The sequence below is a fragment of the Pontibacter sp. BAB1700 genome (genome assembly GCF_000277005.1).
GTDB lineage: Bacteria > Bacteroidota > Bacteroidia > Cytophagales > Hymenobacteraceae > Pontibacter > Pontibacter lucknowensis.
Genome location: NZ_AKIS01000116.1, coordinates 1 through 24,451 on the forward strand (window position 1 = coordinate 1; position 24,451 = coordinate 24,451).

At 49.8% G+C, this 24,451-nt stretch carries 22 protein-coding genes, 1 pseudogene and 1 riboswitch; of the genes and pseudogenes, 12 read left to right on the forward strand and 11 right to left on the reverse strand.

The window, feature by feature from the left end:
* Window positions 1-878 (forward strand): DnaB-like helicase C-terminal domain-containing protein (locus tag O71_RS13945; RefSeq protein ID WP_007657868.1); only part of this gene is annotated, 878 nt, incomplete at its 5' end.
* Window positions 879-1,032: 154 nt separating this feature from the next.
* Here the strand turns inward: O71_RS13945 and O71_RS13950 are convergent.
* The gene (locus O71_RS13950) at window positions 1,033-1,617 is read right to left on the reverse strand and encodes a nitroreductase (protein ID WP_040574306.1); all 585 of its coding nucleotides are present in this window, start codon (window positions 1,615-1,617) and stop codon (window positions 1,033-1,035) included.
* A gap of 282 nt (window positions 1,618-1,899) precedes the next feature.
* Here O71_RS13950 and O71_RS13955 point away from each other — a divergent pair, with 282 nt between their 5' ends.
* Together O71_RS13955 and O71_RS13960 are read left to right on the forward strand one after the other, a co-directional pair.
* On the forward strand, window positions 1,900-3,156 hold the full coding sequence (locus O71_RS13955; RefSeq protein ID WP_040574307.1) for a PAS domain-containing protein: 1,257 nt from the start codon (window positions 1,900-1,902) through the stop codon (window positions 3,154-3,156).
* Window positions 3,157-3,199: 43 nt separating this feature from the next.
* Window positions 3,200-3,553 (forward strand): CZB domain-containing protein, encoded by a 354-nt coding sequence (locus tag O71_RS13960; RefSeq protein ID WP_007657874.1) that lies wholly within the window; start codon window positions 3,200-3,202, stop codon window positions 3,551-3,553.
* A 59-nt stretch (window positions 3,554-3,612) separates the two neighbouring features.
* Here the strand turns inward: O71_RS13960 and O71_RS13965 are convergent.
* Together O71_RS13965 and hppD are read right to left on the reverse strand one after the other, a co-directional pair.
* Window positions 3,613-5,345, reverse strand: a pseudogene (locus O71_RS13965) (phospho-sugar mutase).
* Between the two features lie 525 nt (window positions 5,346-5,870).
* Entirely contained in the window at window positions 5,871-6,965 is a 1,095-nt protein-coding gene (gene hppD / locus O71_RS13970) for a 4-hydroxyphenylpyruvate dioxygenase (protein WP_007657880.1), read from the reverse strand.
* 150 nt (window positions 6,966-7,115) lie between these two features.
* Here hppD and O71_RS13975 point away from each other — a divergent pair, with 150 nt between their 5' ends.
* The 3 genes from O71_RS13975 (at window position 7,116) to O71_RS13985 (ending at window position 10,117) form a co-directional block, all read left to right on the forward strand.
* Window positions 7,116-7,514, forward strand: coding sequence for a hypothetical protein (locus O71_RS13975; protein ID WP_007657881.1), 399 nt, complete (start codon window positions 7,116-7,118; stop codon window positions 7,512-7,514).
* Window positions 7,515-7,821: 307 nt separating this feature from the next.
* Window positions 7,822-9,144: a S41 family peptidase gene (locus tag O71_RS13980; protein ID WP_040574309.1), complete on the forward strand. Its 1,323-nt coding sequence runs from the start codon at window positions 7,822-7,824 to the stop codon at window positions 9,142-9,144.
* A gap of 130 nt (window positions 9,145-9,274) precedes the next feature.
* Window positions 9,275-10,117 carry a sulfurtransferase gene (locus tag O71_RS13985; RefSeq protein ID WP_007657883.1) on the forward strand — a complete coding sequence of 281 codons (843 nt, stop codon included), beginning with the start codon at window positions 9,275-9,277 and terminating at the stop codon, window positions 10,115-10,117.
* Window positions 10,118-10,187: 70 nt separating this feature from the next.
* Here the strand turns inward: O71_RS13985 and trpS are convergent, their stop codons facing one another.
* From trpS to O71_RS14005, 4 genes are all read right to left on the reverse strand, one after another.
* Window positions 10,188-11,162, reverse strand: coding sequence for a tryptophan--tRNA ligase (trpS, locus tag O71_RS13990; protein ID WP_007657888.1), 975 nt, complete (start codon window positions 11,160-11,162; stop codon window positions 10,188-10,190).
* A gap of 88 nt (window positions 11,163-11,250) precedes the next feature.
* Window positions 11,251-11,814 carry a copper resistance protein NlpE N-terminal domain-containing protein gene (locus O71_RS13995; RefSeq protein WP_007657889.1) on the reverse strand — a complete coding sequence of 188 codons (564 nt, stop codon included), beginning with the start codon at window positions 11,812-11,814 and terminating at the stop codon, window positions 11,251-11,253.
* Between the two features lie 404 nt (window positions 11,815-12,218).
* Window positions 12,219-13,130, reverse strand: coding sequence for a DMT family transporter (locus tag O71_RS14000; protein ID WP_007657890.1), 912 nt, complete (start codon window positions 13,128-13,130; stop codon window positions 12,219-12,221).
* Window positions 13,131-13,344: 214 nt separating this feature from the next.
* Window positions 13,345-14,136: a queuosine precursor transporter gene (locus O71_RS14005; RefSeq protein WP_007657891.1), complete on the reverse strand. Its 792-nt coding sequence runs from the start codon at window positions 14,134-14,136 to the stop codon at window positions 13,345-13,347.
* A gap of 248 nt (window positions 14,137-14,384) precedes the next feature.
* Here O71_RS14005 and O71_RS14010 point away from each other — a divergent pair, with 248 nt between their 5' ends.
* Genes O71_RS14010 through O71_RS14020 form a run of 3 tightly spaced genes read left to right on the forward strand, consistent with a single transcriptional unit; the run spans window position 14,385 to window position 15,727 of the window.
* On the forward strand, window positions 14,385-14,849 hold the full coding sequence (locus O71_RS14010; protein ID WP_007657892.1) for a hypothetical protein: 465 nt from the start codon (window positions 14,385-14,387) through the stop codon (window positions 14,847-14,849).
* Window positions 14,837-15,184: a hypothetical protein gene (locus O71_RS14015; RefSeq protein ID WP_007657893.1), complete on the forward strand. Its 348-nt coding sequence runs from the start codon at window positions 14,837-14,839 to the stop codon at window positions 15,182-15,184. The genes O71_RS14010 and O71_RS14015 overlap by 13 nt, the downstream gene beginning before the upstream one ends.
* Window positions 15,185-15,214: 30 nt before the next feature.
* Entirely contained in the window at window positions 15,215-15,727 is a 513-nt protein-coding gene (locus tag O71_RS14020) for a hypothetical protein (protein WP_155800914.1), read from the forward strand.
* A 107-nt stretch (window positions 15,728-15,834) separates the two neighbouring features.
* Here O71_RS14020 and O71_RS14025 read toward each other — a convergent pair whose 3' ends face one another.
* The 4 genes from O71_RS14025 to O71_RS14040 all read right to left on the reverse strand — a co-directional run bounded on the left by O71_RS14025 (window position 15,835) and on the right by O71_RS14040 (window position 19,806).
* Entirely contained in the window at window positions 15,835-16,752 is a 918-nt protein-coding gene (locus tag O71_RS14025; protein ID WP_040574312.1) for a ribonuclease Z, read from the reverse strand.
* Between the two features lie 13 nt (window positions 16,753-16,765).
* Window positions 16,766-17,143 carry an STAS domain-containing protein gene (locus O71_RS14030; RefSeq protein ID WP_007657896.1) on the reverse strand — a complete coding sequence of 126 codons (378 nt, stop codon included), beginning with the start codon at window positions 17,141-17,143 and terminating at the stop codon, window positions 16,766-16,768.
* Between the two features lie 55 nt (window positions 17,144-17,198).
* Entirely contained in the window at window positions 17,199-18,146 is a 948-nt protein-coding gene (locus tag O71_RS14035) for a phosphoribosylaminoimidazolesuccinocarboxamide synthase (RefSeq protein ID WP_007657897.1), read from the reverse strand.
* Window positions 18,147-18,321: 175 nt separating this feature from the next.
* Entirely contained in the window at window positions 18,322-19,806 is a 1,485-nt protein-coding gene (locus O71_RS14040) for an SDR family oxidoreductase (protein WP_007657900.1), read from the reverse strand.
* Window positions 19,807-20,061: 255 nt separating this feature from the next.
* A riboswitch (SAM riboswitch) is annotated at window positions 20,062-20,165 on the forward strand.
* Window positions 20,166-20,460: 295 nt separating this feature from the next.
* Here O71_RS14040 and O71_RS14045 point away from each other — a divergent pair.
* The 3 genes from O71_RS14045 to O71_RS14055 are packed head-to-tail and all read left to right on the forward strand — an operon-like array spanning window position 20,461 to window position 23,880.
* A complete protein-coding gene (locus O71_RS14045; RefSeq protein ID WP_007657902.1) occupies window positions 20,461-21,795 on the forward strand; it encodes an O-acetylhomoserine aminocarboxypropyltransferase/cysteine synthase family protein in 1,335 nt (444 codons plus the stop codon).
* Window positions 21,795-22,853 (forward strand): homoserine O-acetyltransferase, encoded by a 1,059-nt coding sequence (gene metX, locus O71_RS14050; protein WP_007657904.1) that lies wholly within the window; start codon window positions 21,795-21,797, stop codon window positions 22,851-22,853. The genes O71_RS14045 and metX overlap by 1 nt, the downstream gene beginning before the upstream one ends.
* Window positions 22,834-23,880 carry a homoserine dehydrogenase gene (locus tag O71_RS14055; protein ID WP_007657906.1) on the forward strand — a complete coding sequence of 349 codons (1,047 nt, stop codon included), beginning with the start codon at window positions 22,834-22,836 and terminating at the stop codon, window positions 23,878-23,880. Before metX ends, O71_RS14055 begins: the two co-directional genes overlap by 20 nt.
* The last annotated feature ends 571 nt before the right edge of the window (window positions 23,881-24,451 follow it).

Here is a 24,451-nt window from a genome sequence, read left to right on the forward strand (position 1 = left end):
GTCCTGCGATGGGTAAGACGGCATTCGTGCTTTCCTGCCTGCGCAACGCAGCAGTTGACTTCAAAAAAGGTGTGGCGATATTCTCACTCGAGATGTCCTCGCTGCAGCTGGTGAATCGTCTGATCTCTTCAGAAGCTGAACTCGATTCAGAGAAGATCAAAAAAGGCAGTCTGGAAGATTACGAATGGGCACAGCTCAACCATAAGATTTCGAAACTGACCGAAGCGCCGATCTTTATTGACGATACGCCAGGCCTTTCCATCCGTGAGCTTCGCACCAAGTGCCGCCGACTCAAGGCGCAGTACGACATCCAGATGGTAATCATTGACTACCTGCAGCTGATGAGCGGCAACGCCGAAGGCAAAGGTGGGGGTAACCGTGAACAGGAGATCGCTTCCATTTCGCGGGCCATGAAGATGCTGGCCAAGGAATTGAACGTGCCGGTAATTGCCCTCTCGCAGCTAAGCCGTGCCGTGGAAACCCGTGGTGGTGACAAGCGTCCGCAGCTGTCTGACTTGCGTGAATCCGGCTCCATTGAGCAGGACGCCGACATGGTGCTCTTCCTGTACCGTCCGGAATACTACGGCATCACCGAAGACGAAATGGGCAACCCAACCGCCGGGGTAGGCGAGGTAATCATTGCCAAGCACCGTAACGGTTCACTGGAGAACGTACAGCTTAAGTTCATTGGCAAGTATACAAAGTTTACCAACCTCGACTCTGACTTCGGGGGCGATGGTGGTTTCAATGCGCTACCAAACAGTAGCTTTGATACCGAGACGCCGGGCGCCATCCGACTGGGTAGCCGCATGAACGATGGCAGCAACGGTGGAGGTGGATTCCCGGCCTCAGGCTTTGACGAGGAGCCGCCGTTTTAAGGTACATACATAAGACATTTTTGATATTAGGCTAAAGCGTAAGTGTATCAGTATTTTCACCCTAATCACACTTTCAATGTATTCTTTGAGCCGAAAAGATCCTAAGCCAAAGGAAGAAAAGCCGCTGAACCTGAGAGTCAGCGGCTTTTCCATTTTACATCCACACTACTTTCTCTTCCAGCGGCACGATGCGCTTGCCTACTGTGGCAGGTGTGTCCGAATAGCCCAGGTATAGTATGCCCAGCACTACGTCTTCTTCGCGCAACTGCAACAGCTCTTTCATAGGCGGACGGTACGCCATACCACCCGAACCCCAGTAGCTGGCTATACCCAGGGCCGTAGCGCCCAGTAACAGGTTTTGGATGGCGCAGGAAGTAGCGGCAATTTCTTCAAGGGCAGGAATTTTGGGCAGATTGCCGCGCTGCATGTAGGCTACTATTACATGGGAGGCCTTGTCACCCATATACAGCAGTTTGTCATATTTCTCCTGCAGGTATTTCTCCTGTTCGGTGTGCTTCCTATACAGTTCGGCATGGGCCTGGCAGAAGTCCTGTACCTTATCGCCGGCGTATACCTTAAAGCGCCAGGGTTCTGTATGGCCGTGAGTAGGTGCCCAATCCGCCAGCTCCAGCAGTTTTTCCACTTGCTCGTCCGGTATACGCTGTCCGTTCATTTTGCCGGGCTTAGTCGTTCTGCGGTTCCGGATAATGTTACTTATTTCTGAGAATGATGTATGCATATCGGTAAATTGATCTTGTTTGGTATTGCAAAAGTACGGACAACGAAATTAAATGTCGGGATCAGGGTTTACAGGATTTCGTGTAGTGTTAACACACTTTGGCGCTATCACCAGTGGTACTAAAACTAAACTTGCAGAATACGTGTACATAACCGCCAGTTGTACTGCTCTCAACCTAGCAAAAAATCTACTTTAAAATGCTTATTCCTATAACTGGAGCGGTAAAGTATGTGTACAAGATTTACTATCTTTAAGATTATCTTTATTTGTTAGTAGGCTCCTATGGATTTTAATAGACTGTTTAATAGTATACCCGAACCTATTGTGGTGCTTTCACCCGAGTACAAAGTTGTTGCGGCAACAGATGCCTTTCTCGAGAGCAGCCTGCGTACAAGGGATCAGCTAATAGGCTTACATTTCCTGCTGGAAGCATTCCCTGAGAGGGAAAACTCTTACCAGGACAATGCTATAAAAAAAGGCCTGGATCAGGTGCTGCAAACAAAAAAGGCTGTTCGGTTGGGCGCAATGCGTTATGATATTCAAAAGCCTGAGTCCCAAGGAGGTGGATATGAAGTGCGCTTTTGGGAAGTAAACCAGACGCCGATCCTCGACAGTGAAGGCAATGTGGAATACATTATGCAGAAGCCTTTTGATGTGACGGAACGCGAAGTATCACAGGTAGCTTTGCAGAAGAGTGAAGAGAAGTTCAAGGTGATGGCAGAAGCCCTGCCTCAACTGATTTATACCATAGAACCCGGTGGGAAGACCTCTTATTTTAACAAGCGCTGGGAAGAATACACCGGTATAAATCTGGAAACACTATTACAGATCAAATGGGACCAGATGATTCATCCTGATGACCTGGAAAATACGCTGGCCAAATGGGAGACGGCTGCTAAGGAAGGAGCTGAGATGCAGATGGAGTTGCGTATGCGAGACAAAAACGGGACTTATCGCTGGCACCTGTCCCGCTCCATACCTATGAAAGATGCCGACGGCAACATTACCATGTGGATTGGCAGCTCGACCGACATACACGATACTCGAAAACTGGTACAGGAACTGCTGGATTCAAACGAACAGATGGCGCTGCTATCAGACCAGGTGCAGCACGCCTACGAAAAAGCCGAATCAGAGCGCAAAACACTGGAAAGGCTCATCATGGAAGCCCCAGCTATGTTTGTCATTTTGAGAGGGCCGGAGCATCGGTTTGAGCTGATGAATGACAAATACCAGCAACTGTACCCGGGCCGCAACCTAATCGGGATGCCACTAGGAGAGGCACTGCCTGATATCAAGGCACAGGGCTTCACAAAGTTACTCGACAGGGTATACGAGACGGGTGAAACCTACATTGCAGAGGGCGTGCCCATTATTTTGCCAAAGGACGGCACTGATGAGATGGAGGAAAGGTTCTTCAACTTCTCCTACCAGCCCATGTACGAAGCGGGCAAAATTACAGGCATCCTGGCCTTTGGCTACGACATCACCAATGAGATTCTGTTTAAAAGGAAGTTAGAAGACCTCTCGTCACTTTAGTCAGAAGTCCGTTTAAAAATAGTAATTGAGGGACGTTGTGTAGATGGAGGCAGCACGGCTAGATTTTCAGCAACTTAGGATAAAACATATTCTGTATAAGTCGAAGGTGCGTTCGTTTTTGTACGGCGGAACCTTCGATGCAAGCTTTTTTTCCAGTGCAGGGCCGATAGACATTTGGTTCTCTACAGTGGGTAAGATACGGTACGCCCAGGAACCTGAAATTTTACAGCTTATCCGGCTTCATCAGCAAATGAATGAGATCGCGTTGAACCTTTACAAGCTTTATAGTAAGGGACTGATTGAGCAGGCCCACGATGGGCTGAAGGAAGTGGATTTCAGGTCAGATCAGTTTATCCAGATTCTATCAGGCTTAGATGAAAGGCTTCAAAAGGTATAGGTACACATTAAAAGAGGCCGGCAGTTTTAAACTGCCGGCCTCTTTTATATCCTAAAAGCTTATCGAAGTTTCAGATCCACCAGAATCTGCTCGATCTTCTGGCTCAGCTGCCTATTTACAGCATCAAATTCAACCTTAGAAGCCAAAGGCTCATTCACACTGATATAGAACTTGATCTTCGGTTCGGTTCCTGACGGACGAGCAGATATCTTGCTGCCGTCTTCGGTCAGGTATTGCAGTACATTGGAACTCTCCAAATCCAGTCTGGACTCCTCTCCAGTCAACAGATTTTTTCGGGTACTGTGCTTGAAGTCGCTTACCTCTACCACTTTAGAACCGGCAATGGTCTGCGGTGGATTGGCACGCATGTCGGCCATCATTTGCTGTATTTCCTCTGCACCACGCTGTCCTTTTTTGGTGAAGGAAACCAGTTCTTCTTTGTAGAAGCCATGGCGGGTATAGATCTCCACCATCATCTCGAACAGGCTCTGTCCTCTGTCTTTTGCCACAGCGGCCATTTCGGCGATCAGGCGCAAGCCGAAATGGCATCTTTGTCACGCACGAAGTCACCGATCATGTAGCCGTAGCTCTCCTCGCCGCCTCCGATGTACGTTTCCTTGCCTTCCAACTCACGGATCTTCTCAGCGATGTACTTAAAGCCAGTCAGGGTCTCGTACATGGTCACATTATAGCTATCGGCAATGTCCTTGATTAGATCGGTGGTCACGATGGTCTTCACAATGAATTCCTTACCAGTTAGCTTGCCAGCTTTCTGCCATGCCAGCAGGAGGTAGTTCATTAGCAAAGCACCCGTCTGGTTACCGTTCAGGAGCTCAAACTCGCCTTCCAGGTTTCTTACAGCTATACCTACACGGTCAGAGTCGGGGTCAGTAGCCATCACGAGGTCCGCGTCAATTTCTTTGGCTTTGTTCAGTGCCAGGGTCATGGCCTCTTTCTCCTCTGGGTTCGGGTATACTACGGTCGGGAAGTTACCGTCTGGCGTAGCCTGCTCCTCTACTACATGCACGTTGGTGAAGCCAAATCGCTTGAGTACCTCCGGTACCAAAGTTATACCTGTACCGTGTATGGAGGAGAACACAATCTTGAGGTCATGCTGGTTTTTAATAGCATCCTGTGAAATGGAAAGGTTCTGCACCTTGGCCATATAAGCTTCGTCCATTTCTTGGCCCAGCATGTGGATGTTGCTTGATTTTGCCTCCCATTTTACCTCGTCAATCGACGTGATTTTGTTCACCTCCGCGATGATGTTCTTATCGTGTGGGACAGTTACCTGTGCACCGTCGTTCCAGTATACCTTGTAGCCGTTATACTCTTTCGGGTTGTGAGAGGCCGTTACCACCACACCGCTCTGGCAGCCAAGGTGACGGATGGCAAAGGATAGCTCCGGGGTAGGGCGAAGGGCTTCAAACAGGTAAGCCTCAATGTCGTTGGCCGAGAAAATATCAGCGGCGATGCGTGCGAACACATCGGAGTTATTGCGGCAGTCGTGGGCAATGGCCACTTTTACACGCTGACCCGGAAAGTTCTGCTTCAGGTAGTTGCAAAGACCCTGCGTTGCCATACCCAGGGTATAGCGGTTCATGCGGTTGCTGCCCGCGCCCATGATGCCGCGCAGACCACCTGTTCCAAATTCCAGGTCTTTGTAAAAGGCGTCGGCCAGTGCTTCGTGTTCGTTGCGCTCGAGCAGATTGTTTATTTCTGATTTGGTAGCATCGTCGTAGTTGCCGCTCAGCCAGGCGTTTATTTTCTGCTGTATAGCTGGTTCAATCATAGTCTTTTTGGTAATGTATGTTGTTGATGATAATGTCGTTAGTATGTTTAAAGACAACATGGCGCGAGCGTCCTCGCTCGTGATCTGCTATCGTGGGGCCTCTGGCCCAGTTGTAGCTATTGCAACCTGATTTGTTTCATTGCTTCGCCTGTGCGGCGGGCACTCACTTTTTTCCTTGATGAAAAAATCGAGGCCCCTACCCCCACTTGCTGACCGCTCAAACAAAAAATCGTCGGTTGTGCACTTGGCAGGGCTGTTTGCTACGTAGGTTACGTGCGAGTTACTATGCAATGCGTGCCTGTGCTCTGTGTTCTCAGTGGCATGTGCTACTGGCTTATACCTACAAAACCTTTTCTAAGCTTGCGTCCTGCTAGCCTAAAGCTTTGTCCTTATACTTCCAACGCCACAAAAAATCACACCAGCCCTTCGTTTACCGCTTAACGGTTCTGAGAACTGGTGTGATTTGAATATAGCAAAATCGGAGTATCTAACACGGGTTACACCGTGCTATACTTGGCTTGCGGCTTAAAGGTTACCACGTAACGCCTGCTCACGCTCGATGGCCTCGAACAGGGCTTTGAAGTTGCCTTTACCAAACGATTTGGCTCCTTTGCGCTGGATGATTTCGTAGAATACAGTAGGTCTGTCTTCTACAGGTTTCGTGAAGATCTGTAGCAAATAGCCCTCATCATCGCGGTCTACGAGGATGTTCAGCTTACGCAGGTCTTCCATATCTTCGTCGATGTGACCGATGCGCTCGATCAGGTCTTCGTAATAGGTCTCCGGAACGTACAGGAACTCCACGCCACGGCGACGCAGTTCCGCTACGGTATGCAGAATATCGTTGGTAGCCACCGCGATGTGCTGTACACCGGCACCCTTGTAGAACTCCAGGTACTCGTCAATCTGCGATTTCTTCTTGCCTTCAGCTGGCTCGTTGATCGGGAACTTGATGTATCCGTTGCCATTCGAAACCACTTTCGACATCAGGGCGGTATACTCTGTGCTAATGTCTTTGTCGTCGAAGGTAAGCAGCAGTTTGAAGCCCATTACATCTTCGTAGAACTTCACCCACTCGTTCATTTGGCCAAGTTCCACGTTGCCTACGCAGTGGTCCACATACTTCAGCCCTACCGACTCAATATCAAGCTGGCTTTGACGTGCCACATAACCCGGCATGAACACGCCGTTGTAGTTTTTGCGCTCCACAAAGGTATGGATGGTATCGCCGTAGGTATGGATGGAGGCTACTTTTACCTCACCGTGCTCGTCGGTGAGCGTCTTCGGCTCCATGGCGGGTTTAGCACCACGCTCCACTGTACCACGGAAGGAAGCCTCGGCATCATCTACCCACAGGGCCAGCACTTTCACGCCGTCACCATGCTGATGCACATGTTGGGCGATATCTGAGTTTGGATCAAGGGAAGTAGTCAGCACCAGTCTGATTTTCTCCTGCTGCAGTACATACGAAGCGCGATCTCTTACACCTGTTTCAGGGCCGGCATAGGCGATCAGTTTGAAACCAAATGCCGTCTGGTAAAAGTGAGCAGCCTGCTTGGCGTTACCCACATAAAACTCAATATGATCTGTGCCGTTCAGCGGCAGAATATCTGTTGCCATAGGTATAGGTATGGTTTAAATCATAGATTCTGTAAAAATACAGCTTTTATGCGTTTATCAAAACTCGGGTAGTGCCGCAGTAAATTATCATTGTTAATTCTTGCAATTACTACGGCATGTTTCCAACTTTGTAAAAAACAGAATGACGCTATGAACGCAAATGCACTAAACAGTTCGCTGGTGGCCATCATCAGCAAGAAAGAAGAACTGAATGCGCTTGATTATAATGACGAGCGCTACGACGATATTGAAGAAGAACTGCACGACCTGGAAGACGATTTTAACGAAGAGTACGGCGACTACCTGGAGGATGTACTGGAGGATGTACACGGCAAGTTGCGTTCCGACGCTGACATTCTGCTGCCAACCGCCTACCTGCCTAGCTCCCTGAACGGTGACCATGTGACGCCAGATGGCGAACGTGAAGGCGTATGGGTAGAGTCAGACGAATTTCCGGGTATAGAGATGCGCCTGGTACTGACAGCCAATCCTGCCCGCTTCGTGGTACTGATCGGTGATCAGGAGCGTGAGCTCTGGAAAGCGGAGTAACCAGTTCGCAACACATAAAAAAGAGGTGGTCAGGCATTAGTAACTGAACTGCTTCACAGCTTACTTAAAGCCGCCCTACGCTACAGCCTGCTAGTGTAGGGCGGCTTTTTTTCTTTACACACAAAGGTCTTTCAGTTAAGATGATTTGGAAGCAACAAATGGGTATTATCTTAGTATTCAGGAATATAAAGTGATAAGGTCAGGCTTTGTTACTGATAGGTGGTGTGATGTTCTGCCAGGCACAGTAGGTCAGCAATAAAGGGTAGACCGGCATCTTGTAGGTATGGCGTCATTCAATGTGTGGCTTATGAAAAAGAGTTTCTGGACACTACTCTTATGCCTTTTGTACTTCAGTGCCGTTGCACAGCAGCTTACCATTACAGCAACTGAAAAGGATAGTGTGGTAAAGCGGGTTGCGGCGCTTTTGGAGCAAAACTACGTTTTCCCGAACAAAGCAAAAGATATGGGAAATTATATCCGGTCGCAGCAACAGCGCAAGGTATACGACGGGGTGAATAACTACCAGCAATTTGCAGTGGCCCTGTCCTCAGATCTTCAAAAGACCCACCGCGATGGGCACCTGAATCTGAAGTATAATCCTGGCCTGGTAAAAATGCTGAAAAACTGGAAATCAGCCTCAGAGCCTGGATCGGAGGTAATGCAGGAGCACCTGCGGATGGCGGAGCGCAATAATTTTGGTTTTACAAAGGTAGAGCGCCTGCCTGGCAACATTGGCTACATCAACTTCACACAGTTTTTTCCGGTCAGTGAGCAAGCCCGCCAAACGGTAGCCGCAACTATGGCCTTTATCGCAAATACTGATGCCGTTATAATCGACTTGCGCCAAAACGGGGGAGGGCATCTTGAAATGGTGCAACTGGTGATGAGCTACTTTTTTGATGAGAAGCCTATTCACTACAACAGCATCTATAACCGTCCGCACAAAACCACGAAAGCGTATCATACCCTGGCAGAAGTTGATGGAAAGCGAATGCCCAAAACTGATCTCTACTTACTTACCAGCAGCAGCACCTTTTCTGCGGCTGAGGAACTGACCTACAACCTGCAGTCACTTAAAAGGGCGACGATAGTGGGCGAGACAACGGCCGGTGGCGCGCATCCCGTGCAGCCTTTCATCGTGAACGATCAGCTTGTTTTGGATATTCCCGTCGCCCGCTCCATCAATGCCGTCACCAAAACCAATTGGGAGGGAACCGGTGTGGTGCCCGATATCAAAGTGGAGGCAGACAAGGCATTACTACAGGCGCAGGAAATGGCGCTTAACAAACAGCTTCTGGCCAATACCGATGCACAATATAGGGCCTTGCTGGAGTGGGAACTGCAGCATGTTAAAAGTGAGCTGCAGCCTGTGCAGCTAGAAAAGAAGGTTATGTCTAGGTATGCTGGCAGGTATGGCGATAGGGTTGTCAGTCTGCAAGGAAACGAGCTTTATTATCAGCAGCAAGGCAAAGCACAGCGGAGGCTGATTCCGATCACTGATACCATGTTCCGCATCGAGGGACTTCCTCACCTGCGTATCGAAATCGTAAAAGATGCGTCCGGAAATGTAAGAAAGCTGTTAGAGCTACAGGCAGGGAGCTCCTTTAATGAGTTTGCACGCTCCAACTAATGCCCTTATCGCAGGTATACCGCAGGTGACCATCCTGTTCCGGCAGTAATTCACTTGCAGAAGTTTCTCACGTCTGAACTTTTAACTATCTTCCATCTGCCATCTTGTTATACCTGATAAGCCCTCCCATATGCAACCAATCCTGAATGCAACTGAACTGTCTTCTGTACTGAAGGAAAATCACAAACTGGTCTTGATCGACGCCCGCTCCGGACCCAATGGCCGCGCTAAATATGAAAAGGAGCACCTGGCCGGAGCCCTGCATGTTGACCTGGACAAAGACCTGGCTGATGTGAAAGCTGATGCTGCACAGGGTGGCCGGCACCCCTTGCCGGAACCTGATCAATTTGCCGGGCTGCTAGGCCGGCTAGGTATAACGCCTTATAGCCAGGTGGTGGTATATGATGACATGAGCGGAGCGAATGCTGCCTCCCGCTTCTGGTGGATGCTACGGGCTACGGGACATGATCAGGTGCAGGTATTGGATGGCGGCTATCAGGCAGCTGTAGCAGCCGGTATACCTGTCAGCAGCGGAGTGGAGCAGGCAACATCTGTTGATCCATATCCTTTCAAAGCATGGGAACTGCCGACTATCTCCATGGAGGAAGTTTCAAAGGCAGTAAAGGATCCGGATTACCTGGTGATTGATGTGCGTGATGCAGCACGCTACCGTGGGGAGACCGAACCGATTGATCTGGTGGCAGGGCATATTCCGGGTGCAGTTAACATTCCTTTTCAAAGTAATCTGACGCAGGACGGTACCTACCTGTCGCCTGAGACTTTGAGGGAGAAGTATAGCCAGGCAGTAGGCGAGCGGGATCCGGAGCATGTGGTGGTACACTGCGGCTCCGGCGTAACGGCCTGCCACACAGCGCTGGCCATGGACTATGCGGGATTGGGTATACCGACTCTCTACGTAGGTTCCTGGAGCGAATGGTCACGCAATGACCGCCCGATCGGAACAGGGGCCTGATATAGGTATAAACGAAAAGCGGCTGCTGAATAAATTTCAGCAGCCGCTTTTCGTTTGGCAGGTATAGCTCTTAGTAGCCTAGTTTCTGGCGCACACGCTCCAATACCGGCGTGGCAATGGCTTTCGCTTTTTCAGCGCCTTCCAGCAGCTTCTTGTCTATCTCGGGCAGGTTGTTCATGTAGTAGTTGAACAGCTCACGCTCCTCGGCAAATTTACGAAGGATCAGCTCATACAGCGCCTGTTTGGCATGGCCGTAGCCGTAACCGCCGTTCAGGTAATTGTTGCGCATCTGCAGAATCTCTTCCGGTGAGGCCAGCAGACTGTAGAGTTTAAAGGTCGTGTCTTCGTCCGGATCTTTCGGGTCTTCCAGCGCAGTGCTGTCCGTTACGATGCTCATGATCGTTTTGCGCAGCGGCTTGTCGGCCTCAAATATGTCGATGATATTGCCGTAAGACTTGCTCATCTTCTCACCGTTGATGCCCGGAACAGTCATGACCGTTTCATCCGTCTTTGCCTCAGGAAGGACAAATGTCTCACCGTAGATGTGGTTAAATGAGCTGGCAATATCACGGGTGATCTCCAGGTGCTGGATCTGGTCTTTGCCCACAGGCACAATGTTGGCGTCATACATCAGGATGTCGGCCGCCATCAATACCGGGTAGGTAAACAGGCCGGCATTCACGTCAGATAGTCCTCTGCGGCTTGACTTGTCCTTGAACGAGTGCGCATTGGCCAGCATCGGGAAAGGAGCGAAGCAGTTGAGGTACCAGGTCAGTTCCGTCACCATCGGTACGTCTGACTGACGGTATAGAATATGTTTATCGGTATCGAAACCACAGGCAAGCCAGGCGGCGGCTACCGAATAGGTGTTGTGACGCAGCACCTGTGGTTCGCGGATAGTTGTAAGGGAATGAAGGTCGGCGATGAAATACAGCGCCTGCTCCTGGGATGCCTTCGAAAGTTCGATGGCTGGGAGGATAGCACCCAGCAGGTTGCCCAAGTGTGGACGGCCTGTGCTCTGAATGCCCGTAAGGTATCGTGCCATAGTCGGGAAAATGGTTTACAGTTGCAAAATAACGCAAATTGCTGAAAAACACCCTTAGCCCGGCTACGACAATTCTATACCTAAAGCTTTAAAGTTTCTTTAGAGAGTAATTTCTGGAGTTGCTGATCTCGTCCTGTGTATTGCTCAGCAGCTTCACCTCTGTGTCACTTACCTGCAGAAAATACATGGGGTCGATGTCGCCGGCAGTAGGTATAAGCTGCAGCACTACTGCGTCAGGGTTTTGCTTGTTGCCTTTGGCCAGGAACCATTTGCCGCTGCTGTTCACCACACTCTTATCAGCTGGTTTGCCTATGTATACCTGTTTCATAGTGAAGGAGCCCTTGGAATTGCCATTCAGGGTAAGTTCAGTTTTGATACCCTGGCAGTCCTTGCAGGCGATCGTGCCCATAAAAGTGCCGCTCGGAGGAGCCAGGGCGGGAACTGCTGACGGCGCTTCTTCTGCCGGCTTTGCAGCGGTGCCTTTTGCTGTAGAGGACTTTGCTTTTACAGGAGCTTTCTTAGCAGTTGCTTTTTTACCCCCGCCACGGTTTTCTTCCAGCCATTCCTGATAACTTTTGCCGGACTGCGCCTGTACCTGCTGCAAGCCCAGTGTAAGATTGAATAGGACGATAAGTGTGAGTATTGTTCTCATGCGATGTAGGATTTGTCGTTCAGGGTGAATCATATCAGAAAATATACCAGTTTTTCAGAAGTATCCTTTTGAACAGGCTATTTCTGTTAAAACTGTTGTTAAATGTTAATTATTGTGCGCATCTGCGAATCACGCTTCATGCGGTGGTCCTGATATGATGTAGTAGGATGTGAGATACGAAAGTAGGAGGAGAGGGTTTTCAGCAGTAGAACCTGAGCTTATGGATTGCATTATTTTCTGGCTCTAACTGGATGGCACCCCTATAAAAAGCAAATGACCAGGCGCTTCATTTAAGAGCAGACACCCAGCCATTCAAAAAAAATCAAATCAAATCTTATAGTTTAAAGTCAATTACATCATAGGCTAGTCTCGGTTTAAGTAAAAAACAATCAATCTTGTATCGTTTAGGCTGTCACCAGCTTTTTGGTTTTCTTTGTTTGGTATACCCTGTTGATGTTACTCACAGTAATGGCGAGGAGTATAAGCGCCACACCCAGCCACTGTATCGTCCATACCTCTTCCTGCAGTACGAGGTAGGACATGGCCACGGCCACCGGCAGTTCAGCCGAACTCAGGATGGCACTCAAGCCAAGGCCGGTACGCGGTATTCCATAGGCGAAGAACAGTGGTGGAATAACGGTGCCGAACACGGCCAACAGTAAGCCCCACTTCAGTAGTCCATCACCCAGCGCCCCGTTCACCAGAAACACCGGAGGGAAGACGCTCATGACAAGTATAGTTGCGCCCGTCAACAAAAGGGCACTCTTGGCGGTAGGGTGCAGGTTGTTGCCGGCCGCACCGTTGATCATCAGAAAAACAGAATAGCAGGCTGCTGCAAGTAATCCGAAGCCGATACCAGCTAAGTCAAAATCAGGAACAGTGCCTGAGAACAGTCTGCCCGCCATAGCAGTTCCTATCAGTACCAGCAGCACCATCACGATTTGCGATAGCTGCGGCATTTTGCGCTTAATTACCGCTTCCAGCAGCAGGCTCATCCAGGTGAATTGCATCAGGAGCAAGATGGCGATCGAGGCCGGCACCGCCTGCACGCACTTGTAATAGAAGATGCTCACCAGGCCGGTGCTGGTACCCATGGCTACGAGCTTGAGTTTGTCCAGTGCCGAAACACCAAAACTGCGACGCCCCATCAGCTGGCGCACTAGCACAATGCTCCAGAGTATGATAAAGCCAAAGAGGACCTGCGTGCCGGTGACGTCACCCAGGGTATAGCCTTCTTTGTAAGCCAGTTTTACGAATGTGGATAGTATGCCGAAGCTGCACGCTCCGAGAAATACCAAAAGGATGCCTCTGAACATAGATGTCCCTTTTGAAAATGGTCAAGTAAAAAAATAAGGTAAAAGGGCGGGCTACACAGGCCCAATTAGCGGAAATGGGGACTGTTAGAGGTCGTGCAGGACGTACCCCGTAATGAAAATCTGTGTATGTGCTAAGTGTGCAGCCATTTTGTTTTGCAAGGCCGCAAAGATAAGGGCGTATTTATTTTAAAAGCAAATTTATTTGTAACACAGGCTACTCTTTGCTCTCCTCAGCTGCCACCTCTATCATTGTTGCGGCAGTGCGCTCACCCAGGTAACCGTCTATCAGATAGTGTGCTACATACAGGACAGGGGTGAGCGCAACGGCGATGAAAAATTTGTAAATATAATTGATCGCCGCCACTGACATGACCAGCGAAAGTGGCCAGTTTCCGAAAATATAGAAGGCAACGAAGAGCACGACCACACTATCGATTAGCTGCGACACCAGCGTAGAACCAGTCGCTCTGAGCCAGATCTTGCTGCTGCCAGTGAAGCTGCGCAGCCAGTGGAACACGGTGGCGTCCAGAAACTGCGATATCAGAAAGGCCACCACCGAACCGATGATAATTCCCAGCCCCTGCCGGTAAATGGAATTGAAAGCAAAGTCAATGTTAAAAGGGTTTCCTTGGGCATCCTGATTATTCAGCTCCAGCCAAAATGCAGCTGGCGGCAGACCCGTCACGATGGTGATGACCAGGAAAGCATACAAAATCAGGATGACGGTCAGAATGCTGACTTTCTTCACGCCCTCCTTGCCGAAGTACTCGTTGATGATGTCGGTGGTCACAAACACCACAGGCCAGATAATCACCCCTGCCGTGAGGTTGAAATCGAACTTCTCACCCATGATGCCAATCTGGGCACCCTGCAAACCAAAGAGAGCTTCCGCCGAAAAAATCTTCACACCGATCAACTCAGCCAACAGGGCGTTGGCCAGGAAGATGCCACTAAGGACAAGGAAGAGGTTGGTGCGTTTTTTCTCCAGGGAGGGGGCTGCCGGCATAGGTCGGGTTTTCTTATCACAGCAAGTTTACAAGTTATGGACCGCTAAATCAAATATCATTGCCCTTAGCTTTGCTGCTAACAGTGCTCCAGCTAAAACATTGAGCTGCACCTTCACCAAGTATTTCCTGCCACTCAATAAATATAATATACAGATTGCTAATATTTATAAAAATTGTTTTAAAAAATATTGGATAAAAGCTAAATTTAAATTTGCTAGTTGCTTATTTCAATTAATTCCTTAGTTCTATGAAAAAGATATTTACAGGAGCCGTGCTGCTGCTGTTGTGCTTTGGGTCGGGAGAGGCCGTGGCACAGGGCGGGATGCTCAACAAGCTAAAACAAAAAGCCAACAACATTGCCGAAAAGGCTTTGGACAAGACAATTGAGGACAAAACAGGTATAGGAAACGGCTCCACTAACAATAGCAGCGCTACTGCTGGCAATACCAGTTCCGGCCGGGCCAGAAACAAAGGGGGCGAAGGCCTGATCTCAACGCCGCCTGATGTAAACGCATTTCTGGGAGATGCCGACAAAGCCTTCAAAGCTGGCACTTACGGCGAAGCCCGCTATGCCGTGCAGCAGGCCATGCTGGGAGTAGAGCTTCAGATCGGTCAGAAGATACTCAAGTCGCTGCCGGAGTCGATCAGCGGTTTGAATAAGGATGAAAGTGTAGAGCAGGTGGCCAGCAGCGGATGGGGATGGCTGGCCTGACCATCATGCGCCAGTATACTGACAATAGCGAGAAGGAACTGCGGGTGATGGTGGCCAACAATTCGGTGATGTTATCGGCTGTAAACATGTACCTGGCAAATGGTGGCTATACCCAGACGTCAGGAGAGCAGCAGAACTGGAAGCAAACCAGAGTGAAAGGACACCGTGCCGTGATCGAGTATGATGATGCCAGTGGTTACAAACTGACCGTGCCTATGGGGCAGTCGTCGCTGCTGGTATATGAGGGCGTCAACTTCAAAAACGAGCAGGAGATGATGACAGCGGCCAATGCGGTGGATATTGATGGCATCAAGAAAATGCTGGGTGAAAAGTAAGCATCATAGAAATTTAGAATGAAACCAGACATGAAAAATATAGCAATCCTAGTCGTTTTTACCTTCCTGCCTGTCCTGGCCTTTAGCCAGGATTTCAGCAAAAGCCTAGCAGAAGCCAAAACCTCTTATACTTCAGGTGATCTCAGTAGTTCCCGCTTTGCCATGGAGCAGATGCTTCGCAGCCTTGATGCGGAGATCGGAAAGGAAATCCTAAAGATGCTGCCGGCAAAAATGGAGGACCGCAATCCAAATGTGAAAGAAGATGACGTGACTGGCGGTGGCGCAGGCCTAGGTATGGGCCTGTTTGTGCATCGCAGCTATGGCCCTGCCACCAATCAGGTCACAATAGATATTATCAACAATTCACCACTGATCAACTCGTTGCAAGCTGTTCTGGCTCTGCCATTTATTGGCAACTCCGGTGACGGCAAACAAAAAGTGGTGAAAGTGCATGGCTATAAAGCAGTGCTGAACAAAGTAGAAGGTATGGAAGGGGCTCCAGCTGGCTATGAATGCAGATCCCCCTGCAAAACACGCTGCTAACCTTAAAAGCCGACAATACAAAAGAGGACAATATCCTGAAAATGGCTAACAGCCTACCGCTCGATAAAATTGCACAGATGGCACATTAGCCAAGGTATAGCTATACCTCATTCACGTACACAAAAGATGCTTCCCTCAACAGCTAAGTCCGTTTTGGCGAAGACTTCCTTTGCTTCTTCCAGTATAGGTGTGAGGTCTTTGTAGCGCACCGAAAAATGCCCTAGTAGCAAGTGGCGTACCTGCGCGGCAACGGCCATTTCGGCGGCCTGCCGGGCTGTGCTGTGGAAGGTATAATGGGCCCGCTCCCGCAACTCGTCCGTAAATGTGGCTTCATGGTAAAGCAGGTCCACACCACGTAAGTGGGGGAGGAGGTCGGGCTTATACCTGCTGTCGGCACAGTAGGCGTAGCTGCGGCTGCGCTTGGGCTCCAGCGTAACCACGGAGTTGCGTACCAGCACATTGCCCTGTTCGTCGCGTATGTCCTCGCCCCACTTCAGGCGCACCAGTTGCGGCGGCGTCAGGAAGCCGGGCAGGTTCTCTTTGATCAGCGGACGCGGCTTTGGCTTTTCGCGGAACAGGAAGCCACAGCAGGGTATGCGGTGCTCCATGGGCAGCGTGTGCACCGTGATCTTCTTGTCTTCGTAAATTTTGCGATAAACACTGGTGTCCAGCTCGTGAAATACGAGTTTGTAGCATAGATTAGTGCCGGAGTATTTGAGCTGCAGACTGAGAATTTCGGAGAGGCCGGGAGGGCCGAAGAGGTGCAGTGGCTGTTGGCGGCCCTGCAAATGCATGGTGGAGAGGAGGCCTGCCAGACCGAAGTAGTGGTCGCCGTGCAGGTGGCTGATATAGATATTAGAAATGCGCTGATGCTTTATCTTGTAAAGCATCAGCTGCATTTGGGTTCCTTCTCCGCAATCAATCAGATGAAGCTGATTGTCGATGGTCAGCAATTGGGCGGTATGGTGCCGGTTTGCCGAGGGTGTGGCCGACGAACTGCCGAGTATTCTGAGTTCGAAATCCACAAAGTTGGTTTAACTAGTCTTCCTTGTTGGTCAGGTCCTGCTCGATCTCGTGCAGAAACACGCGGTCGATGGCCTCTTCCACCGTCGGAAGGATGTTTAGCACAGACTCCAGTTTAGAGATCGTGATCAGCTTCATCACATGGTCCTGCAGGCTGGTCAGAATCAGCAAGCCGTTAGAGGAGTTGCAAAGTCTGTTCGCGATCAGGATAGAGCTCAGTCCTGAAGAGTCGGTATATTTTACGTTATTGAGGTCAAGAATCAGGTTGGTGATCCCTTCAGCATTCAATTTCACGAACTCAGATTTTAAATCCGGAGCGATTGAAGTATCCAGTTTCTTCTCGTCTATCGTGATAATCGTGTAGTTTTCTTTCTTATCAATCGTGTACTTCATAGATCTACCAGTAAAGGATTTAAACGCGAATGTACCAAAATCCACGTTAATAATTCTAATTTTTCTCGTTAAAAATGTTTTCTACTATGTGATTCTCAATGCGTGAGAGCACATTATCGTAACTTTCTTTGTGAAAAGGCTGTCCCGTAAATACCTCGTACAACTCGATGTAGCGGTCCGAAATACTGTTCACCACTTCATCGGTCATTTCAGGTATAGCCTGTTCTTCCTTTCCCTGAAAACCGTTCTCGATCAGCCACTGTCGCACAAACTCCTTCGAAAGTTGCTTCTGCGTTTCACCGTTCTGCTGACGCTGCTGATACCCTTCCAGATAAAAGTAGCGCGAAGAGTCCGGCGTGTGGATCTCATCGATCAGGTATACCTCGCCGTTGTAGCTGCCGAACTCGTACTTGGTGTCTACCAGTATCAGTCCGCGCTTGGCGGCAAGCTCTGTACCCCTTGCAAAGAGTGCCTGGGTATAAGCTTCTAATTTAATATATTCTTGCTCAGATACAATGCCTTTTGCCAGAATTTCTTCACGCGAGATGTCCTCGTCGTGCCCTTCGTCGGCTTTGGTGGTCGGGGTGATGATCGGCTCCGGCAGTTTGTCGTTTTCACGAAGTCCTTCCGGAAGCGCTACGCCGCACACACTGCGTTTGCCAGCCTTGTACTCGCGCCAGGCATGCCCCGCCAGATACCCCCTGATCACCATCTCTACTTTGTATGGCTCGCAACGATACCCGATGGTTACGTTCGGGTCTGGCGTCGACAGCACCCAGTTGGGCACAAGGTCTGAAGTAGCTTTAAGGTTTATGCTTGCTATTTGGTTCAATACCTGTCCTTTATAAGGAATAGCCCGCGGCAACACCACGTCAAATGCCGAAATGCGGTCAGTGGCTACGACTGCCAGACGGTCCTCGAAATAATAAACATCGCGCACCTTGCCTCTATAAAAACCGGTTTGCCCGGCGAAGGAGAAGTTGGTTTCTTTTATGGCCTCCATTAGGTCTGTTGGGTTAGAGAAAGGCAAAGTTAAAATTTTTTGTCGGTGCGAGTTATAAGGTATAGGTATAAATGTGAAATGCCTTCGCAGAAAGGATAATCATCTGAGTTTGGACATTGCTGTATACTCTTAAGTATAGCTATAGTTTTATATTATGAAATCTATTGTTTGTACATTATCGAGAATGTGGTGGAGGAGGTGAGATTTTGTTTGCCAACGGCTCGCGGTAATGAATAATGTTGTGCGCCATTCCCTTGAAAATTACAAAATGAAATGGCAGCATCGCATACCAGTATAACCTGCCTGCCAAGCCATCCGGACGAAAAGCGGCCAATTGCTCAAGGTAGTTGCCATCCTTCTCACGATAGATCCGGAACTGCAGCCAAGCCTCGCCGGGCAGTTTCATTTCAGCGTATAGGAGAAGCCGCTTTGCCTGGCGATCGACCGCTAACACACGCCAAAAATCGATAGAATCACCTGCCTGCACGTCTGAGGGGTGCCTCCTGCCGCGCTGCAAACCAACGCCGCCCACCATTTTATCGAGCAGGCCACGTATCTCCCACAAAAAGTCAGTCTTGTACCAGCCACGCTCACCGCCGATGCGCAGGATGTTGTCCATCACTTCCTCCGGCGCTCTGTCGAAACGCATGCGCTGTCGGTCGGTGAGTACGCCGTGTTCTGGTATTTGTACAAAATCCATGAAGTTAAGGCTCATGGTGCCACTCACCAGCGCATCCTTCCAACTGGAGACCACCATGTTTTGCTCCATCTTGGTAAAAGCCAGATTCAGAGCACTCTCGTAACTGAGGCACTTGTGCGGGATCAGCTGTTGTATGCTGCTGTCTTTCACCACGGCATCGTTGCGCAGGCTCTCCACCAGACTGCGGGCCAATGCGTAGTTTGTGCTCGTGACAAAGTATAGCCAGTAGGAGGAGAGCTTGGGCGTGAGCACCGGTAAGGTATAGATGCGCCGCTTCAGGTTTCGTACTTTGGCCAGTTGCAGCAGCATTTGCTTGTAAGTAAGCACATCGGGCCCGCCAATCTCAAAGCGTTCGCCATAGCAGTCCTCACGGCCCAGCACGGCAGTCAGGTAAAAGATGACGTCGCGTATGGCGATGGGCTGGCAGCGGGAGTTGAGCCAACGCGGTGTCACCATCACAGGCAGTTTTTCCACCAAGTCGCGGATGATCTCGAAAGAAGCGCTGCCCGAGCCGATGATGATCGCAGCCCGCAATACTGTGAGAGAAGCTTTGCCCTGCGCAAGCACATCCTCCACCTGCCGGCGAGAAGATAGGTGGCGCGACAAATGTTCGTCGTTGGCAATGCCACTGAGGTAAATCAGTTGTCGGGCGCTTGTTGTATTGAGGTAGCTGACGAAGTTGGCGGCAGATGTTTTTTCGGCCTCCTCAAAGTCAGCCGATCCGGAGCCCATGGAATGCACGAGGTAATAGGCGGCTTCTATGTCACGGGGCAGGTTTTGTAAACTTTCCGGTTTGAGTAAATCTCCCTGAACTACTTGCACCTTACCTTTCAAACTATCTGCCACCTCAAAGCGGCGCAGGTCACGCACAAGGCAGACCACCTCGTGCTGCGCTTCAATCAGTACGGGTAGAAGTCGTTTGCCAATGTAGCCGTTTGCGCCGGTCAGGAGTATTTTCATGCGGGTTATCCAGACAGTTTATACCTGCACAACAGGTATAGCCGGTGAATGTTATGTATGAGCAATTATACTTATTCAAAGATTCTAAACCAACAGGTATAAAGGTTAGCTATTATAAAGTATGTAAAGCATTGGAGAGCAGGTTTATAAAATTGATTTTTCGACGAACTTTAAATTATTTAAAATTTTAATTTGGATTATTTGAAATGCTGCTCTAGCTTTGCATCATCAAGTCTGATATCCCTTGTGGGTATCGATTTATAAAGAAGCGTGGAGAGACAGGCTCTATGAAACGCTAGCAACCAGCCGCAGTGCAAGGTGCTAATTCCTGATTCCGGAAGTCCGGATGTATATAAATTGATAACGTTATGGAAAAGGGAACAACATCAACACCGCTTTTTTTACGATCAACCCCGGCAGCTCAAAGCCTGGTTCTTTCGCATGCCTCAACTTTTGCTACCACCTGTTGTAGCCGAATGTGCATGTGCTGCTGCTGTTGCTAGCAGTGCATTAATCCTCTTTATATCTGCTGCATTTACCGCTTAGCTACAGGCTATACCTGTAATCACGGCTATTGCTGCATCTCTATCTTTTCTTGTCTCAGCACAAGCTAATCTATTCTATATTTTTTCAAAAATCTTAAACAGAACGACTATGTCTAATTCACTTCATTTCGAGACACTTCAATTACACGCCGGCCAAGAGATCGATCCTACTACCCGTTCCCGCGCCGTGCCAATCTACCAGACTTCTTCCTATGTTTTCAAAGACGCCGAACATGGTGCCAATTTGTTTGCGCTAAAGGAGTTCGGTAACATCTATACCCGCATCATGAACCCCACCACCGATGTGTTTGAAAAGCGTATTGCTGCTTTGGAGGGCGGGGTGGCAGCAGTGGCCGTTGCCTCGGGGCAGGCGGCCCAGTTCATCGCCCTCAACAACATCCTGCAGGCCGGCGATAATTTTGTCTCCTCCAGTTTTCTCTATGGTGGCACTTACAATCAATTTAAGGTAGCCTTCAAGCGACTGGGCATCGAAGTGCGCTTTGCCGAAAGCGACGAACCGGAGAGTTACGAAAAGCTGATCGATGAGAACACGAAAGCCATCTATACCGAATCCATTGGCAATCCGCGCTTCAATATTCCTGACTTTGACGCCATCGCGGCTATTGCCCAGAAGCATGATATTCCGCTGGTAGTGGACAATACCTTCGGGGCGGGCGGCTACCTGTTCAGGCCCATAGAGCATGGCGCCAACGTGGTGGTGGAGTCGGCTACCAAGTGGATCGGTGGTCACGGAACGAGCATCGGCGGCGTGATCGTGGATGGTGGCAACTTCAACTGGGGCAACGGCAAATTTCCGCAATTCTCAGAGCCATCGGAGGGCTACCACGGTCTCAATTTTTGGGAGGTGTTCGGTACGGACGGACCTTTTGGGAACATTGCTTTCTCGATCAGAGCGCGGGTAGAGGGCCTGCGTGACTTTGGTCCGGCACTCAGTCCGTTCAACTCTTTCCTGCTGCTGCAGGGGCTGGAGACACTCTCGCTGCGTGTGGACCGCACGGTGCAGAATGCGCAGGCGCTTGCTGAATGGCTGGAGCAGCACGAGCATGTGGAGAGTGTGAACTATCCGGGGCTGCCGTCCAGCAAGTATCACGACCTGGCCAAAAAATACCTGAAACGAGGGTTTGGTGGCGTGCTTTCCTTTAACCTGAAAGGCGACAAAAAACAAGCGGAAACTTTCGTGAACAGTCTACAACTGGTGAGTCACTTGGCCAATGTGGGAGACGCTAAAACGCTGATCATCCACCCGGCCTCCACTACTCACCAGCAGCTTTCGGAGCATGAGCAGCAGAGTGCCGGTGTGACACCAACCTTGCTGCGTCTGTCTGCAGGTATAGAACACCTTGACGATATCAAAGCTGACCTAGAACAGGCTTTTGCCAAAGTGCGGCAGCGCCACGAAGAACCTGTATTGAACGAAGCATAATGCCTGAACAACTAGTATTTCATTACCAGAAACAATTCCAACTGGAGTCGGGGGCCTCGCTTCCCGGCTTCCAGTTGGCCTATACAACCTATGGACAACTCAACCAAGACCAAAGCAATGTGGTGTGGGTATGCCACGCCCTCACGGGCAGCTCGGACTTCACCGACTGGTGGACCGAATTATTTGGCGAGGGAAAATTATATGAACCGGCGGACTGGTTTGTGGTTTGTGCGAACTCCCTGGGTGGCTGCTATGGATCCACGGGACCACTTGCAGTTAATCCGGAAACGCTGCAGCCCTACTACCACAGCTTTCCGCAACTGACCAACCGCGACATTGTACGTGCCTTCGACCTGCTGCGGCAGGACCTGGGTATAGCCAGGGTGCATACCCTGCTCGGCGGTTCGCTGGGTGGGCAGCAGGCGCTGGAGTGGGCTATCTTGCAGCCGGAGGTATGTGGTCATCTGATCCAGGTGGCCTCCAATGCGCGGCACTCGGCCTGGGGCATCGCCTTTAACGAAAGCCAGCGCATGGCTATCCGTCAGGACCCAACCTGGCAGACCAGCACAAGCGAGTCAGGTATAGCGGGTCTTAAAACGGCCCGCGCCATCGCCATGCTTTCCTACAGGCACTATACCTGCTACGAAGCGAGCCAGCAGGAGCCGGGCAACAGCATCACCGATGATTTCCGGGCTGCCTCCTACCAGGTATACCAGGGAGAGAAACTGGCACAACGCTTCAATGCCTACACCTACTGGTTGCTCTCCAAAGCCATGGACTCCCATAACATTGGTCGGGACAGGGGAGGTGTTGAGAAAGCCCTGGAGCGGCTTCGGGCTAAGACCCTATTTGTCGGCGTAGACACTGATCTGCTTTTCCCGATAGAGGAGCAGCAGCAGCTCCACCGGCTGGTGCCGGGTTCTCGTTTCTCCCAACTCCGCTCCGGTTACGGCCATGATGGCTTTTTGGTGGAAACGGCACAGTTGACAAAAGCCATACAGGATTTTTACCAAGCAGAAAAAGTAAAGCACATACACTATGAAAATACAGAAGTTTAAAAAGCGTATCGGCCTGATCGGTTTTGGTTGCGTAGGGCAGGGGCTCTACGATGTGGTGGAGGCCAACCGGCACCTTGGCTGGGAGATCGGGAGTATCTGCGTGAAAGATAAAGACAAGCCGCGCACCTTACCCGCCTCTGCCTTTACCTACAATGTGCAGGAGGTGCTGCAAGATACCAGTCTCGATATCATTGCCGAACTCATCAGCGATCCAGAGGAGGCGCTCGGTATACTCCGGCAGGCGCTGCAGCAGGGGAGGACGGTGGTATCGGCCAATAAAAAAGTAATTGCCGAGAATCTGCCCGAGCTGATCCGGCTGCAGCAGAAATATGGCGGTGTACTGTTGTACGAAGCCTCCGTTTGCGGCAGTATACCTGTGCTGCGCACACTTGAAGCCTACTATGGCTCAGAGCCATTGTTAGAGGTGCGAGGTATACTCAACGGGTCATCCAATTATATACTGAGTAAACTGCACGCTGAGCGGGGAAGCTACCAGTTGGCTTTGGAGCAGGCGCAGGCCTTAGGATTTGCCGAGGCGGATCCTTCCCTGGATGTAGAGGGGGTGGATGCGCTGCATAAGCTCTGCATCCTGGCAACGCATGCCTATGGGGTACTGGTGCATCCGGAGGAGGTGCTGCATTTTGGTATTCAGCACATAAACACTGAAGTCGTTGAGCTGGCTGATGCCTTGGGTTGTCGTATCAAGTTGATTGGGTCTTTAAAAGCTACTGCTACGGGGCAGGTTGCGCTTCAGGTCCTACCTACGCTTATACCTGCAACGGATGCTCTGTATGGTGTGGAAGCAGAATTCAATGGTCTTGAAATAGAAGCACAGTTCGCAGGCAAGCAATTTCTACTCGGGAAAGGGGCTGGAAGTCACCCGACGGGCTCGGCTGTGTGGCTGATATTACTTCGGCAGTACGGGGATATCGCTATACCTATCCAAAGCTTTGCACCAGCCAGACAACAAAGGCCTCCGGAGAGGAGCAGATCACAGTCCTGCTCCAGGGGCAGGGGAGGCCTATAATAACGTTCATAGAATTGCTTCAGTCGACCTTGCACTTTCAGTCGCCGGATAAAAATCAGGTTGTCCTTTCGGTGACGCCGCAGCAACTTAAGCTACACCAGACCTCCTTGAAGTTGCAAGGTGTATTTGTGGCGGTTGTCCCGGCAAGTGTAGCACTTGATAAAATACCAGACCTACTTGCCCGATTTGAGGCGATTCCTGCATAATATGTACAGGTATAGCTTCAGATCTCAGGTGTGATTAAGTGTTTAAAGTGGAAATTGTTTCGGGGATGGATTATAAGAAAAATTCAATTAAATAATTTTAATAATAGCAATTTTGAATTGCACATTAATTGTATAAGTATATTGTGATAAATTGGGTTAAGGCTTTAATAATAACATTTCAAAATATTTATGCAAATAACGCTATCATTTTCATCTGTTTATGGTTTTACTATCGTACAATGAATATTTATGGACGATACATAATACCCGACGGCAATGAAAACCTATATACCTTGGATAAGCACTCTACTTCTGATAATTATATTTTCATCCTGTAGAAACGACAATGTTTCACCGATTCGGAA